The organism is Pantoea hericii (assembly GCF_014155795.1).
In the GTDB taxonomy this organism is placed as follows: Bacteria; Pseudomonadota; Gammaproteobacteria; order Enterobacterales; family Enterobacteriaceae; genus Pantoea; species Pantoea eucalypti.
Genome location: NZ_SCKV01000003.1, coordinates 320,083 through 334,931, shown reverse-complemented (window position 1 = coordinate 334,931; position 14,849 = coordinate 320,083). Strand labels below are relative to the sequence as shown.

Sequence of the window (14,849 nt, the reverse complement as noted above, 5' to 3'; positions counted from 1 at the left end):
CGCCTCCGTGGTTGTAACATTCTCAGGATGTTACGGGTATGCGAAGGTGGCGGAATTGGTAGACGCGCTAGCTTCAGGTGTTAGTGTCCTAACGGACGTGAGGGTTCAAGTCCCTCTCTTCGCACCAAAATCACATGTTTCATATCGCGAGCACTGCGCGAAGGTGGCGGAATTGGTAGACGCGCTAGCTTCAGGTGTTAGTGTCTTAACGGACGTGAGGGTTCAAGTCCCTCTCTTCGCACCATTGCGGTGATATGAACAGACAACTCGATGCGAAGGTGGCGGAATTGGTAGACGCGCTAGCTTCAGGTGTTAGTGTCTTAACGGACGTGAGGGTTCAAGTCCCTCTCTTCGCACCAACGTTGTCATCCTCTGGCTTTCTGCTCGTTTCAGCTGCCTAGTTGCAGTGTCGCTTTATCCCTTTCCTGTTTTGTTTTTTTCGCGTGGCATTCACTTTCCCGGTCGCGACACCCTGAACACCCGCTTTACGCCTGTATTAACTCAGATGAAAATTCACAGAGACTGCCGCCAGTCCGCCCGCTAACGCCAGGCACGAAGGCAATAACAGATAGTGACGCAGACGCTGGTTAAATAGCATGACGACAGTCAGCAGCAGCGCAACTGTCATCACCAGCCGCCACTGGCTGAAGCTGGGTTCCCATAACGCGAACAGCGGCAGCGCGATGCAGGGCAACAATACGCCCCACGCACTATCCAGTTTTTTACCCAGCGCCCAACTGACGCCCCACAAACCGCAGGCCGCAATAATCGCTATTCCCATGACGCAAACCTCAAATGATAAGCATTCCCATTATCATATGTCAGTTTTGCTTTGCTTGCAGCCTGTTTTTGTCACGCCTGGCAACGAAGATGACAGACCAGTTGGAAAATGCTAGATTGCGACCGATAACACCTTTAATAACAGCACCAGCAATAATTTGCTCACTGTCTGGCACAACCTGTTTATGCCGGCTTGCGCTTTGGTATTTCAGGGTCGTCACGAGTATTTATAATGAAATTACAATCATATGAAGAACTGAAACAGAGTAAATACCGGCTTTCAGTGATGCTTTTTCTGTTTTTAAATATCGCCGTTTCGCTATTTTATCTGCTGCCAATAATGAGCAATGAGAAAATCGATACCACGTTGCCGGTAATTTGTGTCGCGTCTTTTAGCGGCATAATGTTAATTGCACATTTAATATGGTCTAAAGTAAAACTCCCCCTTTTAAATCCTGTCGCGCTGGTGCTGGGCGCGCTCTGGGCCTGGCACATTAATTATCGTTTTCATCAGGTATTCTATTTTGATGGCGGCTTTCTTATTATCAGTTTGATCAGTGTGTTATTTATTAGTGCCATCGCCCTGAGCGATTATCTGGGGGCTTTTTGTCTCCATGTCGCGCCACCGGTGCTCACCGTATTACTGCTTGATAATGGGCAGCATCTGCCGCTGATTCTGCTGACCATTATGCTGCCGCTGATTGGTTTCTCACTCCAGCATCTTATGCGTCGCCGTGCCGACAACTTTACCCTGCGGCTGATGCACCAACTCTATGAAGAGAAAGAGACCTTCAGTGACCTCAGCATGCTCGACCCACTGACCGGACTGTATAACCGTCGTGGCCTGAAGAACCGACTGGACAATATTCTGGAAAACCATGCTGGCAGCCACTATGTGCTGCTGCTGGATATCGATCATTTCAAAGCCTACAACGATAATTATGGGCATGCGATGGGTGATCAGGCACTGGCGCGGGTCTCTGTGGCTATTCGGGATGCAGTCCGTTCACGCGATGTCGTCACCCGCTATGGCGGCGAAGAGTTTCTGGTGTTAATGACCAATGTGAACAGCTCCATCGCCATGAAACTGGCAGAGCGCATCCGTCAGTATGTGCTGGATTTAGAAATACCCCATCTTTTTAATGAGACTGTTTCAACCCACGTCACCATCAGCGCCGGCATTGCGCCTATCTACGATAATGATTTTGATCAGGCGGTAGCCAATGCTGACAGCGCATTATATGTGGCTAAGAATCAGGGCCGGAATACTATTCTTGCCTGGGAAGATCTTCCGCGAAAACAGCATGAGACCTTAAGTGAACCAGCCTGATTAAGCACAACTCGGCTGGTAATAACCCTGACATTGCCGCGCTATGGCCGGTTCTGCACTGCGCAGACGGGTTTGTTCGCTGATCGCATTCCCCACCCAATCCCCGATGGCAGCGACGTTTTTTTACGCGACTTGTAGAGTTAATCAATAACGATTATCATTTGCTTTCTTATCTACACTTTTCGCGAGTCGTCATGGCAACCGTTTCAGCTCAGGAACAGCGTTTCAACGCTCAGTCGATGATCTTTCGGCAGAATGACCGTCCACTGGCGGAAAGTCTGCACGAGCGGCTGCAGCAACAGCGTAGTTATCTTCTTGATTCTGTTAAATTCAGCCAGCCCGCTCCGCACGACACGCAGACACTCGTTGCCTGGTCACAATCAGAGGCTTTTGCCCAGCTTATCCAGCGCTACAGCGATTATCTCTATCGCGATCATCCTGATGCGGTTCGTGAAGCAAAGCCGGTGCTCTCTCTGTGGGCGCAATGGTATTTTGGCCTGCTGCTGCCCCCGATGATCATGGCGTTGTTACAGGAGTCGCGCGCGCTGGACTGCTCACCAGAGCATATTCGTGTCGGTTTTCATGAGAATGGTCATCCGGCCACGTTCTGGATTGATGTGCAGGAGGATGAAGAAGCCCGCTATCTTAACCCTCAGCAGCGTATTGATCGGCTGATTCAGCAGCATCTGATCCCGGTGGTTAATGGTATTACTCAGCATGGTGATATCAACGCCCGACTCATCTGGAACAACATGGGCTACTCATTGCAGTGGTTTCTGGGTGAGCTGAAAAGTCAGATCGATGAGACGCTGGTACTGCAACTGGAGCAGGCGCTATTCTTTAACCAGAAACTGCTGGATGGCAGCGAAAATCCGCTCTACCGCACCATGATCATGCGTAATGGCGAACTGGTCCGTCGCAGCTGTTGCCAGCGTTATCGCATTCCTGATGTCGAACAATGCGGCAATTGCACCCTGAGCGGCAGCTAAACAGACGTAATTACCACGAATTCTCCGTTTATCTCGTTTACAGGCACTGAGGCTTGTGGCAATTTTTACGCCTTCGATCAGCCTGGAGAGAAAGATGAGTCTGGAGTCCGTGCGCCAGTTCTTTGCCGAACACGCCCCTGAAATTGAAATTATCGAACTGGCAGAAAGCACTGCAACGGTCGGAATGGCTGCGCGCGCCCATGGCGTGACGCCAGGAGAGATTGCGAAAACCCTGTCACTGAAAGTGAAAAACGACGTCGTGCTGATTGTGACACGCGGCGATGCCCGGCTGGACAATCGCAAGCTGAAAGCCGCGCTAGGCGCAAAAGCGCGGATGCTGAGCGTTGATGAGGTTATTAACTGGACGGGCCATCCGGTTGGCGGCGTCTGTCCGTTCGGTCTGGAGAATCCGCTGACCGTTTACTGTGATGTCTCACTGCGCAGTTTCGACGAAGTGTTACCCGCCGCTGGCGCTATCCACAGTGCCGTCCGCATCTCGCCACAGCAGATGGCTGAGCTGACCAACGCCCGCTGGATCGACGTGTGCGAAGCGATGTAATGCTTTGCATCTCTTGATCCAGCCCTGATGCTGCACACCTCCTGACAGCGTTTATCAGCCTTTGAGGGTCATTGCCGCATCATGCAAACCTATCAGGCGCGCCAGTAAGCGGGTGAGTTAATCGCCCATCTCAGTCAGCCGCTTAAAGGCTTCTTCGATGATCGACAACAGCATCGTGTTATCGACGCGGTGCAGCACATGAACCCATGCGCCGCAGTGCTCAGGTACGCCGACAGCAAGCCGTAGCGGCTGACGATAACGCCAGCTTTTACCGCGCGTTGCACCGGGACGTAGCTCGATATCGACACGGTAATCGATGCCAGACGCGACCCGCTGGTTCAGCAGCCAGGCCACAACCAGTGCATCGTGGATCCAGCATCCCGCCAGTTGACGCGTTTCCATGGAATAGTTGATCCATGGACGCAGCGTGTCTCGCACAAAATCGGCCAGCGGATGATCGACAGCAGTAAGACGGGTGAGATCCTGCTGGGTCAGCAGCGTCTGCGTGGTGACATCCATTGGCACCAGCGTCACGGCGGCACCGCTGTGCAATACCTGATGCGCAGCCTCCGGATCCAGGCCAAAATTGGTGTCTTTGATATAATCATCCAGCGTAAACACGCCACCCATGATGACAATTTCTGCCACAGAGTCTGCCATCGCAGGATAGCGCTGCATTGCCAGCGCCACATTCGTCAGCGGGCCAATCGCCACCAGGGTAATTTCGCCCGGATTGTCGCAAATCAGTTTGCCCATCGCGTCAGCGGCATCAAACGCATCCGCTGCAACATCTGCTGGTTGACGCACGCCCTTCCACAGCTCACTCAGCGCAAGCTGATTGACCCGATTATCCAGCGTTTCACGCCACGGCGCAGGATCTTCCTGTAACGCCTGCGTCGCACCCTGGATGACCGGAACAGACGATCCCAGCCGGACAATCAGATCTTTGGCGACGCGCGCGCCCACGTCGCTGGGTGTATTGCCCGCCACGGTAGTGATTAATTCCAGCGACAGTGCAGGTGAAGCTAATGCCAGCGCAATCGCCAGCCCATCATCGGTGTTGGCACCCGCGATACCGTTGCCGGGATCGCAATCAATAATGATTCTTTTCATATTTTTATACGTTAACTCTGACTTTGCGGCTGGCAACCGCAGGATTCACCGATTTCAAGATAGTGTGGAAACTCCTTCAATTGCGCTTCGCTCTCGCCCTCTTTCAGCATCTGAATCGCAGAGCGGGCCATGTCACGCAGTGGCTGGCGCACAGTCGTTAATGTCGGGACATGAAATGACGAGTGATTGGTTCCGTTAAAGCAGACCAGCGCCACATCCTGCGGCACCCGAATCTGATGTTCGGAAAAGGCGCGAAGCGCACCAATCGCCTGACCTTCGTTACTGGTAAACAGTGCACGCGGCACACAACCCCGCGCGATCATAGCCTGCGCTGCCTCGTAGCCACCCTGAGGGGTGTAGCTGGCGGGAAACATCAGCGACTCATCAATGTGCAGGCCACGATCCTGCATTGCATCACGCCAGCCCTGGATGCGATCCTGTGCATTGAGCATATCGACCGGACCGCTGATAATGCCGACCTGCTGATAGCCGTGACTTAACAGATGCGCCGTTACCTGCCAGGCGGCCTGACGTTCATTCACCCGCAGCATGTTAACGCCCGGCTGTGGCTCAACCCGCTCCAGCATCACCAGCGGCGTACCGCTGGCTTTAATCAAATCAATGTAAGGATGGCGATCGACGCTGTTGTAAAACAGCCCATCCACCTGACGGTTAAGCAGTCCCTGAATTAACTCCAGTTCTCGCCTGCGGTCATCACCGGCATCTCCCAGCAGCATAACGTGACCGTGGTTCATCGACTCCTGCAGCAACATGTGCGCCATGGAGGCGACAAAAGGATTGCCGATATTAGGCACCACCAATCCAAAGGTCTTGGTATTACCGGATGCCAGTGCGCGTGCTGCGGCATTTGGCCGGTAACCCGTCGCTTTAATCGCTTCAAGTACCCGCTGACGGGTGGCCTCAGCGACCGGACGCGGCCCGTTGTTAATGACATAACTGACGACTGCCACTGAGGTGCCTGCCGCTTTCGCAACTTCTCTGCGGGTCACTTTTCCCGTTAATGACTTAGGCACATCATGTCCCTCCATAAAAACAGGCCGCTTTACACGGCCTGCTGGTTGTCGCTCTCTTCTGGCAGATGAGATCCTCAGGTACTGCTAGATGGCATCTTCAGGCAGATTCAGATTTCGCCCTCGCGTCTCAGGCGCGACAAAGGTAGTAAAGAATCCAATGGCGGCCATTGCCGAGAAATAGACTGCAATCGGCCACCAGTGACCGGTATAAGAAAGCATAGCAGCGGCAACAAGCGGTGCGGTGCCGCCGGACAAAATCGAGCCCAGTTCTTTAGCCACCGCCATTTTGGTATAGCGATGATGAACACCGAACATCTCGACACCCCAGGCCGCCTGCACGCCAAAAATACCCAGTGACGCCAGCGCCATACCGACCACGATTACCGGAATCACCAGCATCGGTTCACGGGTATCCAGCAGCGTAAAAGCAGGCCAGGCGTAAAACATCAGCAACAGACAGAAAAAGCGATACACGATCCGGCGACCAAAGCGGTCAGAAAGCCAGCCCGCTAAAGGAATGATCAGGAAGCCCAGCAGCGACGCGAGAAACACGGCGGTGGTCGGTACAGACTTATCCACCATCAGCACTTTTGCGACGTAACCCACGATGAAGCCCTGCGCCAGATAGGAAGGGCCGTTTTCGCCGATGCGCAGGCCAACCATGGTCCAGAAAGCGCGGGTACGCTGGAAGAAAGGCCGCTGATCGACCACCGACGCTGCCTTCATGCCAGCACGTTCCGCTTCCATCTCCGCTTTTCTGCGCTCAAACACCGGCGTTTCTCGCAAATGACGGCGAATCCACAGCGCAACCAGTGCAATCAGCGCACTGCTGAGGAAAGGAATGCGCCAGCCCCACTCCAGCAGGCTCTGCTGATCCATCTGCACCACCAGCAGCCAGACCAGCGAAGCCAGCAGCGTGCCACTATTGGAACCCAGCGCGATCACAGAAGAGACCAGTCCGCGGCGCTCTGTCGGCGCATATTCGCCCAGCATCACCGTGCCGCCCGATAACTCCGCACCCGCGCCGAACCCCTGCGTAAAGCGCAGCAGAACCAGGCAGGCAGGTGCCCATACGCCAATAGAGGCGTAGCCCGGGATTAAGCCGATAAAGGTTGTAGAAGCACCCATCAGAATAATGGTGGAGATCATGACGACCTTTCGGCCTTTGCGATCGCCAAGCCAGCCAAAAAACAACGCGCCGATGGGCCGGGCAACAAAGCCGACTGACCAGGTCGCGAAACTGGAGAGCAGCGCCATGGCTGGGGTTGATTCGGGAAAGAAGACGTCGCCAAAGATGATACCGGCAGCCAGGCCATAGAGCGCGAAATCCGCGTACTCCATTGCCGTTCCGAGCCAGCATGAGAAAGTGGCGCGCCAGAAATCTTTGCGGCCTGAAGGGGTGTCAAACCGCTCATCGGCGGCTGAAGTGGATGACAGTGATGCCTGCTGCTTAACGGAATTGTGTGCCGTCATAACCCTATCCCTGAATGAGTATGCAGATCGATAAACGCCCGTCCATGGGTCGATTCCCTGATGAAAGCGGAATCCCCCGGTGACGACGTTCAGTGGGCGAACCATGATGAAAGGTTAAAGGATTCCCTGGTGTTGGAATCGTATTCATCGCCCCCTTTCGCCGGTGTATTTTTCACCGGTCGCTTAAACTGAGCGAATATAACTTAACAATCGATGGAGCCTACTGTGCATCGGGCACCGTGAGCAATCACTGGGGACTTAGTGTATCTACGCGCGTAGATAAATCAATAGATCCTGACGATATTTGTTAGAAAAACTTCATTATAACATTCCGTCATCACCCATTTTTTGCGCAAATTCAGCGAGTTAAACGCCTTCTTATTGCACAAAAAAAGTTACCAGCGCCTGTAAGTTATCTGATTCACTAATCATTAAGCACGATAAAAGGGGCAACGTTCCCTTCATCATTTTCAGTTATCGCACGCGCAGATTACCTGCAAATGACACTGGCTGTTTATTCTGAAAAATCACCGTAAACACAGGCAATGCGTTACCCTGACCAAAAGGCCGGACAGAGATACGATGAAAATTATTCTGATGCGACACGGTAAACCTGACCACCAGGCGGCGGGTCGCCAGAGTGTGCAGGCACTGGCTGACTGGTGCGAAGCGTACGATCTGTCACAGGTCAGTGACGGACCGCCGCCGCGCAGCATCGAAATTGCCCGTCAGGCTACGTTTATCGTCTGCAGTCCCCTGCCCCGCGCGCAATCCTCACTGAGCCAGCTCGGTCTGGAACCCCATGAGGTTGATGCGCTGTTCAGCGAAGTCGCCGTGCCGCTGGTGAAAACCGGTGAGGTACAATTACCGACCGTGTGCTGGCTGGCCCTGCTGCGGCTTTTGTGGTTTTGCGGTTATGCAGGCGACGCGGAGTCGCTGCAACATGCACGCAGCCGCGCTTCGGCGGCGGCAGAAAAACTGATCGATCATTCACAGCAAGGCACGGTACTGCTGCTGGGCCACGGCATCATGAACAAAATGATTGCGCGTGAGTTACGAAAACGCGGCTGGCAGGCAGAGAAGCATGCCAGCAGCCGGCACTGGAGCACTGCGATCTATCATCGTCCGTTTATCTGACCGAGCGGAAAATAGCCCAGTACCTCACAGCCCGTGCCAACACGCGGCGTGGCAATGACTTTACGCTGTGCCAGATCGATCACACTCAGCGTGCCATCATCCTGATTGGCAATCAGCAGCTGTTGCCTGTCGGGCGTGAAGCAGCCATCCATCGGCATGTTACCCACGCTGATATCGCCCAGCGGATTCAGCAGATCGTCAAACAGTGTCACTCGCGGTTCCTGATCCCCTATTGCCACAAGCTGTTCGCCATCGGCGCTGAAGCGAACCACCTGACAAGGCTGCTGATGACCCGGCAACGTAATGCGCTGGCGAATACGGTGGCTCTGCCGATCGATCAGATAGAGCAGCGGCGCGTCAGCGGCACTGGCGACCAGATAAGGGTGTTTCGGTGATGCGGCAATGCCCGCAATCGGGCCAGGAAGCAGGATGGTATCGATCACCCGTCCTTCCGCTTCACAGAGATCCACAACGGTGATGGTCGCATCCTCTTCGTTATCCGTGAACAGCTTGCGGCCGCTGGGTGACAGCGTCAGGCGATGCGCATTGTGAGAAGGAATCGGGATAATTTTTTCTACTTTGTCAGTCTGCGGATCGATCACCGCCACGGCGGCACTCTGCTCACAGCAGAGATAGACTTTGCCATCGCGCCCCAGCTGTCCGCTGTGGGGTGCCCGCAGCGGCGACAGATCGATAAAGCCACTGATCTCGCGACGCTGTAAATCAATGACCGCCACTTTATGACCCGGATGCGGGTTATTACCATGAACGCCGTCGCCATAAATAGGGACATAGGCCTTACCCCAGGGGGCCAGCATCAGGAGTTCATGCGGCCGCGGTGGAAAAGCGTTCAGTTCCCGCTCGACCGCGAAGGTTTCCGGATTAAGAAACAGGACGCGATTACCCTGTTTATCGACCGCCAGTAAACCGTAAGCTTCACTCTGCATGCGCACTCCTTTCTCAGTAAGTTCTTCTTAAGCGTAGACAATCCTCTTCAGCCTGTCTGATGCTGCGGATTGATGAGCCGGGCTTACCCCACCTATTAAGTGCAATATTCACGACTGCGGTGACCAGGCCTTATGTCAGCCCGATAATAAAGCATGATATTAAGATATTCCTTAATTAAGGGTTTCGTTATATTTAAATAAATGATTAACAGCGACCATATTATTATTTCGACAAGATGACCGGATTATTTCCGTATTATCCTAAAATCAAAAAAAGACATAGCTAATGTGTAAATAATGTTTTATTAAAAAGGTGCAGTGCAATTAAACAGCCGTGAGGAAACTTCCGCGCGCTAAACCACTGCGTCGCCACCAGGGAAAACCATTCATTCCCGCACTCATCGGAATTGCAGCCAGTATGCAATGCCAGCCGTTGCCGCCGCACGCGGAACGGGCAGAGCCTGTACTGTGACGGGAAAATAAAAATAACAGGTGCACCATGACTTCACATCGCCAACGTCCAGCGCATAAAATCTGGCGTAACTGGAAAAGAATATCGTTCAGTAGCCAGATGTTATGGAATAAGAAACAGCAGAGACTCTGTCAGGCACCGGAATATGATCCGGGACAGGAAGATAATGTCGTATTGGTCTCGCAGCAGAAAGATCTGCCGGAGATTCCAAAAATTGTCTGGATGGTCTGGCATAACGATCACCTGCCCACCTCAATGGCGCTGAACATCAGTAAAATCCGGCGGGATAATCCCGATCACCAGGTGTATCTGATTACACAGCGCACGCTGTCGCAGTGGCTGCCCGAACTCAGCTTTATCTCTTCGGATCTGACGCTGGCCCATAAAAGTGAAATTATCCGGCTTGAGCTGATTCACCGTTATGGTGGCATCGGCATCGACTGCAGCACCCTGCTGTTTGAGAACCTCGCCTGGGTGCATCGCGCGCACGAGGCACGGCCAATGGATCTCATCGGTTACTACCGCGAGCAGTCAACGATGAACCTGCTGGCGCCGGTTACTGAGAGCTGGTTTCTGGCCGCGCCACCGCAAAACCCGTTTATTCGCGAATGGCTGAAACAACTGGCGCCGGTTAAAAACGTCGGTATCCGCAACTATTTCCATGAACTGAAGAAGCGCGATGATTTTCCGCTGATTGTGCAGAATATTGATAATCCCTCGCGCCAGCTCCTGTCGCTGGCACAGCAGGTTGCAATGCGTGAATACCGGCGGGCCAATCTCTATCTGCGTAAAGGCGAAGCCAGCGCCTGGTACTATCAGCGTTTACATGCCGACAGCAGCAGCGCCTTTGCGCAATCCGTGATGTTTCATCAGCGGCCACAGACGCCACCGCCGATTATCAAATTAACCGGCAACGAGCGGCTACATCTCGATTTCAATCTGCGGCTGGGTTTGTATAACCGCAGCAGTTTGATCGGCGAGATGATGCAGACCACGCCACCTGCGCTGGCATTGCCCTCAGCGGTCAAAGCGCGCGCGTAGCCACTGCGTGAACGTGGTGACCGCGCGGGGGACCTGCGCCGCCCAGGGCCGGACGATCCACAGGCGGGCGGCAAAGGCCTCAACAGGCTGCCACGCCGGCAGCACCTGCCGCAATGTACAGGCTGCCAGCGCCTCACGGGCGCTGAAATCGGGCAGCATCGCAATCCCCAGTCCCTGCAGCGCCGCATCGCGTATTGACTCGCTGTTGTTGGTGGCAAAGCTGCCCTGAATCCGCACCTGCACCTGTTCGCTATCCGTTGTCGTCTCAAACCGCCAGCGCGGTGACTCGATGCCACGTGGGTAGTAAAGACAGTTGTGCTGCTCCAGATCCTGTGGCGACTGCGGTACACCCTGCAGGCTGAGATAAGCGGGTGAGGCCACCAGTAACGTCCGGGTATCGCATAGCGGCAACGCGACATGGGTTTCCGGTAGCGTGTCACTGTGTCGAATTGCCAGATCAAAGCCTTCGCTGCTCAGTGACACGATGCGGTCGGTCACATCCAGCTGCAGACGCACCTGCGGATAGTCACGCAGAAACTCGCCAATGATTGGCACCAGTTGCTGACGGGCAAACGCCACTGGCGCGGTCATCCGCACCAGACCCCGCACAGGTCCGGCGGTATCGCGCACGCTGAAAAAACTCTGCTCGATGCGGGAAAACGGTTCGCGGAGCTCCTCCACCAGCTTCTCGCCTGCTGACGTCAGTCGCACACTGCGCGTGGTGCGCTGTACCAGCAACACACCAGCCATCTCTTCCAGCTCTTTGATTTTCTGACTCATCGCCGCTTTGCTGACGTCGAGCCGCTCTGCCGCGCGGGTAAAACTTCCCTGCTCTGCCAGTACGGTCAGCCAGTGCAGATGATCCCACAGCGCATCCGTTTTCATCTCTTTCATTGTGATTGTTCACTATAGTGAATAATCATTTCAGGCTACGCGCTTTTTCCCGCCGGATAAAGCGGTCACCATAGCGTTATTAATCATGATGAGGAATTCGCTATGCCACTGCTGCAATTTGATGTTATTCAGGGTCGTTCAGAATCCGAACTTCGTACACTACTGGATGCAGCACACCGCGCTGTGCTTACGGCCTTTAACGTGCCTGAACGCGATCGCTACCAGATTGTTCAGGAAAACAAGCGCTATCAGATGGTGTTTCAGGATACCGGACTGGGATTTACACGCAGCGATAATCTGGTGATGGTGCGGGTCTATACCAGCCCACGCAGCAGCGAACAGAAACAGCATTTTATGGCGGAGCTGGCACGTGAGCTGCGCGAACATTGTGGTGTGCAGGGCAACGATTTAATGATCAGCTTTATCACCAACGACAAAGGTGACTGGAGTTTTGCCGACGGCGAAGCACAATATCTCACCGGCAAACTCTGAAAAACGTCCTGACCTCTGCTCTGCCGACGGTGCGCGCCAGCCACCGTCACGCCTGATAACCTCCCTTCTGGAATGACAATTAACCAATCTGCTCTCCACCGCACAATTCGGGCCGGATATGTTGCAGCCGGATGACAGCCAATATAGATTGTCGAAAAACCATCCCCCGAAGATGGCTGGTTGCGTGAAGCCTCGCGTAACCCTGAAAAGAGGATTTCCCATTGTCCGAATTGGTGTCCGTCGCCTTGTTTCTGGCCGCTATTGCCATTTATTCCTGTAAAGCCGGGCGTAACAAATTCTGGTTTATTGTTGTTCTGATTCTGCTGGTGCTTTTCGTTGTGCTGAACGCCACCCTTTATGCCAGCAACTATTTTACGGGTGACGGCATCAACGATGCGGTGCTGTATACCCTGACCAATAGCCTGACCGGCGCGGGCGTCAGTAAATATGTGGTGCCGGCGATTGGCCTGATCATCGTACTGTTTCTGCTGTTCTGCCTGCTGTCGTGGATTCTGCGTCGGCGTAAGCGTCCCCATCACATGGGCTGGTCGCTGCTTGCGGCTGTCTGCGCGCTCGGCTCCGTGCAGACCACCCCGGCTTTTCGCCAGGTCGCGACGCTGATTGTGTCGCATACCCAACTGGCGGATTCTGACTTCGACAACTTCTACAGAGTGCCGCGTAATCGCATTGAGCAGCCGCACCTCAACGTGGTTTACATTTATGGTGAAAGCTTAGAGCGCACCTATTTTAACCCCATCGCTTTTCCTGGCTTAGCGCCGGAGTTAAGCCGGCAGAAAGAGCAGAGCATCGACTTCAGCGAAACCGAACAGCTGCCTGGCACCGATTACACTATCGCGGGCATGGTTGCCTCACAGTGTGGCATTCCGCTGTTTGCGCCGTTTGACGGCAATGCATCGGCGTCACTCTCCAGTTTCTATCCCCAGAACGTCTGTCTGGGCGACATCCTGAAAAACTCCGGCTACCAGAACTGGTTTATTCAGGGCGCCGATCTGCGTTTTGCCGGTAAAGATATCTTCCTGAAATCGCACGGTTTCGATCCCGAAAACCTGTATGGTTCGCAGGAACTGAAAAGCCGCGTTGCCGATCCCACCTACCGCAATAACTGGGGTTATTACGACGACACCGTGCTGGATGAAGTCTTTGAGAAATATCAGGAACTCTCAAAGGCCGGTAAACCTTTTGCGCTGTTTACCCTGACCGTCGACACCCATCATCCTGACGGGTTTATCTCGCGCAGCTGCGATCGCCGGAGTTATAGCATTGAGGGCAAACCAAACCAGTCATTCAGTGCAGTCGCCTGTTCGCAGGAGCATGTTGCGCGTCTGATTTCGCGCATACAGGCGTCACCGTGGTTCAAAAATACCGTGATTGTGGTGAGTTCCGATCATCTGGCGATGAACAACACGGCGCATGCGTGGCTGGTTAAACAGCCTCGTCGCAATCTGTTTATGGTGATTCGCGGCGATAAACCGCAGGCGGAGCTGATGGAGGCGAAGCGCAGCACGCTGGATAATGGCGCCACGCTGCTGGATATTCTCGGTGGTGACAATGCGATTGGGCTGGGCCGCAGCAGCCTCTCCTCGATTTCGCTCTCCACCCAGTTCGACGATATGAAAAGTAAGGTGACGAGCTGGAAACCCGACATCATCCAGTTGTGGAACTTCCCGAAGAAAATAGACAACTTCACGGTGGATCAGGCGAAGAATACCTTCAGCTTCTCAGGTACCACCTTTAAATTGCCGATTCTGTTCCGTATCAGTGACAAGCATGTAGAGCCGATGCCGGAAGGAGAATATTCGGCTCCGCTGCGCTATCAGCTGGCCGATTTCGCCGCCGCTGATAAATTTCTCTGGGTCGATCGCTGTTTTAAAATGGCGCGGCTCTGGCAGCCTTCGCTGGCCCTCTCCGGCGATCTCTGTGTGGCGATGGGGCAGCTCGGTGGCACGCCGTCGGTGACGCACGTCGATAAAGCGCAGTGGAAAGGCAAAGTGAAGTTCCCGGACGGCGCCGTCAGCGATGCGCGTTACCAGCAGAACCTGGCGCAGCTTCGTATTGAAGATAACAATATTCGCTACAGCGCCGACAGCTTTCGACTCGACGTGCCCGGCGCACCGGAGAGTGTTAAAAGCTTTAGCGGCATCTCACGACCAGAAATCTGGGGACGCTGGTCTAACGCCAATCTCGCACCAGAAGTGCATATCGACTATGTCGATGCGCTGCCCGCAAAGTTCGACCTGGTGATTACCGCGCGCGCATATGGCCCCAATGCACACCGCGCCATTCCGGTTCGGGTCGGCGACCAGCAGCAGTTGCTGTCGCTGGGTGAAGAGATATCGACGCATACCCTGCATTTTGACAATCCAACTGCCAGCCATCGTCTGGTGATTGCACCACCGGAGCCACAACTGAGTAACACCGGCAATATCACCGGTCAGGATCCGCGCAAATTAGGCATTGGTATGGTTGAAATTAAAATCGTACCACAGTCATAACGCCCGTTTTTCTGGTCACGCCTCTGCGGATTACCGCAGAGGCCCATCACCTCAAATCCTGTCTGACTTAACCGG

Annotated in this window: 13 protein-coding genes and 3 tRNA genes; 10 read left to right on the top strand and 6 right to left on the bottom strand. The window is 54.1% G+C overall.

Annotation, left to right across the window (positions count from 1 at the left end; translation table 11 throughout):
* The first annotated feature begins 40 nt into the window (after window positions 1-40).
* The 3 genes from H7K52_RS08625 to H7K52_RS08615 all read left to right on the top strand — a co-directional run bounded on the left by H7K52_RS08625 (window position 41) and on the right by H7K52_RS08615 (window position 359).
* A tRNA-Leu gene (locus H7K52_RS08625) sits at window positions 41-127 on the top strand.
* A gap of 30 nt (window positions 128-157) precedes the next feature.
* Window positions 158-244: transfer RNA gene (locus H7K52_RS08620), tRNA-Leu, on the top strand.
* 28 nt (window positions 245-272) lie between these two features.
* A tRNA-Leu gene (locus H7K52_RS08615) sits at window positions 273-359 on the top strand.
* A 137-nt stretch (window positions 360-496) separates the two neighbouring features.
* Here H7K52_RS08615 and H7K52_RS08610 read toward each other — a convergent pair.
* Complete coding sequence (locus tag H7K52_RS08610; RefSeq protein WP_003850867.1) at window positions 497-781, bottom strand: DUF1435 domain-containing protein; 285 nt, start codon at window positions 779-781, stop codon at window positions 497-499.
* 231 nt (window positions 782-1,012) lie between these two features.
* On the opposite strand from H7K52_RS08610, the gene H7K52_RS08605 reads away from it, so the two are divergent.
* The 3 genes from H7K52_RS08605 to H7K52_RS08595 all read left to right on the top strand — a co-directional run bounded on the left by H7K52_RS08605 (window position 1,013) and on the right by H7K52_RS08595 (window position 3,658).
* Window positions 1,013-2,110: a GGDEF domain-containing protein gene (locus H7K52_RS08605; RefSeq protein WP_003850868.1), complete on the top strand. Its 1,098-nt coding sequence runs from the start codon at window positions 1,013-1,015 to the stop codon at window positions 2,108-2,110.
* A 194-nt stretch (window positions 2,111-2,304) separates the two neighbouring features.
* Window positions 2,305-3,099, top strand: a complete 795-nt coding sequence (gene fhuF, locus H7K52_RS08600; protein WP_003850871.1) for a siderophore-iron reductase FhuF — start codon at window positions 2,305-2,307, stop codon at window positions 3,097-3,099.
* A gap of 94 nt (window positions 3,100-3,193) precedes the next feature.
* Window positions 3,194-3,658, top strand: coding sequence for a YbaK/EbsC family protein (locus H7K52_RS08595; protein WP_008925525.1), 465 nt, complete (start codon window positions 3,194-3,196; stop codon window positions 3,656-3,658).
* Between the two features lie 117 nt (window positions 3,659-3,775).
* Here the strand turns inward: H7K52_RS08595 and H7K52_RS08590 are convergent, their stop codons facing one another.
* From H7K52_RS08590 to H7K52_RS08580, 3 genes are all read right to left on the bottom strand, one after another.
* Window positions 3,776-4,771 (bottom strand): nucleoside hydrolase, encoded by a 996-nt coding sequence (locus H7K52_RS08590; protein WP_008925524.1) that lies wholly within the window; start codon window positions 4,769-4,771, stop codon window positions 3,776-3,778.
* A gap of 11 nt (window positions 4,772-4,782) precedes the next feature.
* Entirely contained in the window at window positions 4,783-5,805 is a 1,023-nt protein-coding gene (locus H7K52_RS08585; protein ID WP_008925523.1) for a LacI family DNA-binding transcriptional regulator, read from the bottom strand.
* An 84-nt stretch (window positions 5,806-5,889) separates the two neighbouring features.
* Entirely contained in the window at window positions 5,890-7,278 is a 1,389-nt protein-coding gene (locus H7K52_RS08580; protein WP_003850878.1) for an MFS transporter, read from the bottom strand.
* Between the two features lie 582 nt (window positions 7,279-7,860).
* On the opposite strand from H7K52_RS08580, the gene H7K52_RS08575 reads away from it, so the two are divergent.
* Window positions 7,861-8,415, top strand: coding sequence for a histidine phosphatase family protein (locus H7K52_RS08575; protein ID WP_008925521.1), 555 nt, complete (start codon window positions 7,861-7,863; stop codon window positions 8,413-8,415).
* Here H7K52_RS08575 and H7K52_RS08570 read toward each other — a convergent pair.
* Window positions 8,397-9,362: a beta-propeller fold lactonase family protein gene (locus tag H7K52_RS08570; RefSeq protein WP_003850884.1), complete on the bottom strand. Its 966-nt coding sequence runs from the start codon at window positions 9,360-9,362 to the stop codon at window positions 8,397-8,399. The genes H7K52_RS08575 and H7K52_RS08570 overlap by 19 nt on opposite strands.
* Before the next feature lie 499 nt (window positions 9,363-9,861).
* On the opposite strand from H7K52_RS08570, the gene H7K52_RS08565 reads away from it, so the two are divergent.
* Window positions 9,862-10,875 (top strand): glycosyltransferase family 32 protein, encoded by a 1,014-nt coding sequence (locus tag H7K52_RS08565; protein ID WP_003850889.1) that lies wholly within the window; start codon window positions 9,862-9,864, stop codon window positions 10,873-10,875.
* Here the strand turns inward: H7K52_RS08565 and H7K52_RS08560 are convergent.
* Window positions 10,852-11,769 carry a LysR family transcriptional regulator gene (locus tag H7K52_RS08560; RefSeq protein WP_182629941.1) on the bottom strand — a complete coding sequence of 306 codons (918 nt, stop codon included), beginning with the start codon at window positions 11,767-11,769 and terminating at the stop codon, window positions 10,852-10,854. The genes H7K52_RS08565 and H7K52_RS08560 overlap by 24 nt on opposite strands.
* 102 nt (window positions 11,770-11,871) lie before the next feature.
* On the opposite strand from H7K52_RS08560, the gene H7K52_RS08555 reads away from it, so the two are divergent.
* Both H7K52_RS08555 and opgB read left to right on the top strand, forming a co-directional pair.
* Complete coding sequence (locus H7K52_RS08555) at window positions 11,872-12,261, top strand: tautomerase family protein (RefSeq protein ID WP_105099532.1); 390 nt, start codon at window positions 11,872-11,874, stop codon at window positions 12,259-12,261.
* Window positions 12,262-12,482: 221 nt separating this feature from the next.
* A complete protein-coding gene (gene opgB / locus H7K52_RS08550; protein ID WP_182629940.1) occupies window positions 12,483-14,774 on the top strand; it encodes a phosphatidylglycerol--membrane-oligosaccharide glycerophosphotransferase in 2,292 nt (763 codons plus the stop codon).
* The last annotated feature ends 75 nt before the right edge of the window (window positions 14,775-14,849 follow it).

Bases quoted from the DNA above. Each gene is read 5' to 3' on its own strand.
- fhuF (WP_003850871.1), top strand. From the start codon at position 2,305: ATGGCAACCGTTTCAGCTCAGGAACAGCGTTTCAACGCTCAGTCGATG.
- H7K52_RS08560 (WP_182629941.1), bottom strand. From the start codon at position 11,769: ATGAAAGAGATGAAAACGGATGCGCTGTGGGATCATCTGCACTGGCTG.
- H7K52_RS08575 (WP_008925521.1), top strand. From the start codon at position 7,861: ATGAAAATTATTCTGATGCGACACGGTAAACCTGACCACCAGGCGGCG.
- H7K52_RS08610 (WP_003850867.1), bottom strand. From the start codon at position 781: ATGGGAATAGCGATTATTGCGGCCTGCGGTTTGTGGGGCGTCAGTTGG.
- H7K52_RS08590 (WP_008925524.1), bottom strand. From the start codon at position 4,771: ATGAAAAGAATCATTATTGATTGCGATCCCGGCAACGGTATCGCGGGT.
- H7K52_RS08605 (WP_003850868.1), top strand. From the start codon at position 1,013: ATGAAATTACAATCATATGAAGAACTGAAACAGAGTAAATACCGGCTT.
- H7K52_RS08555 (WP_105099532.1), top strand. From the start codon at position 11,872: ATGCCACTGCTGCAATTTGATGTTATTCAGGGTCGTTCAGAATCCGAA.
- H7K52_RS08595 (WP_008925525.1), top strand. From the start codon at position 3,194: ATGAGTCTGGAGTCCGTGCGCCAGTTCTTTGCCGAACACGCCCCTGAA.
- H7K52_RS08570 (WP_003850884.1), bottom strand. From the start codon at position 9,362: ATGCAGAGTGAAGCTTACGGTTTACTGGCGGTCGATAAACAGGGTAAT.
- H7K52_RS08565 (WP_003850889.1), top strand. From the start codon at position 9,862: ATGACTTCACATCGCCAACGTCCAGCGCATAAAATCTGGCGTAACTGG.
- H7K52_RS08580 (WP_003850878.1), bottom strand. From the start codon at position 7,278: ATGACGGCACACAATTCCGTTAAGCAGCAGGCATCACTGTCATCCACT.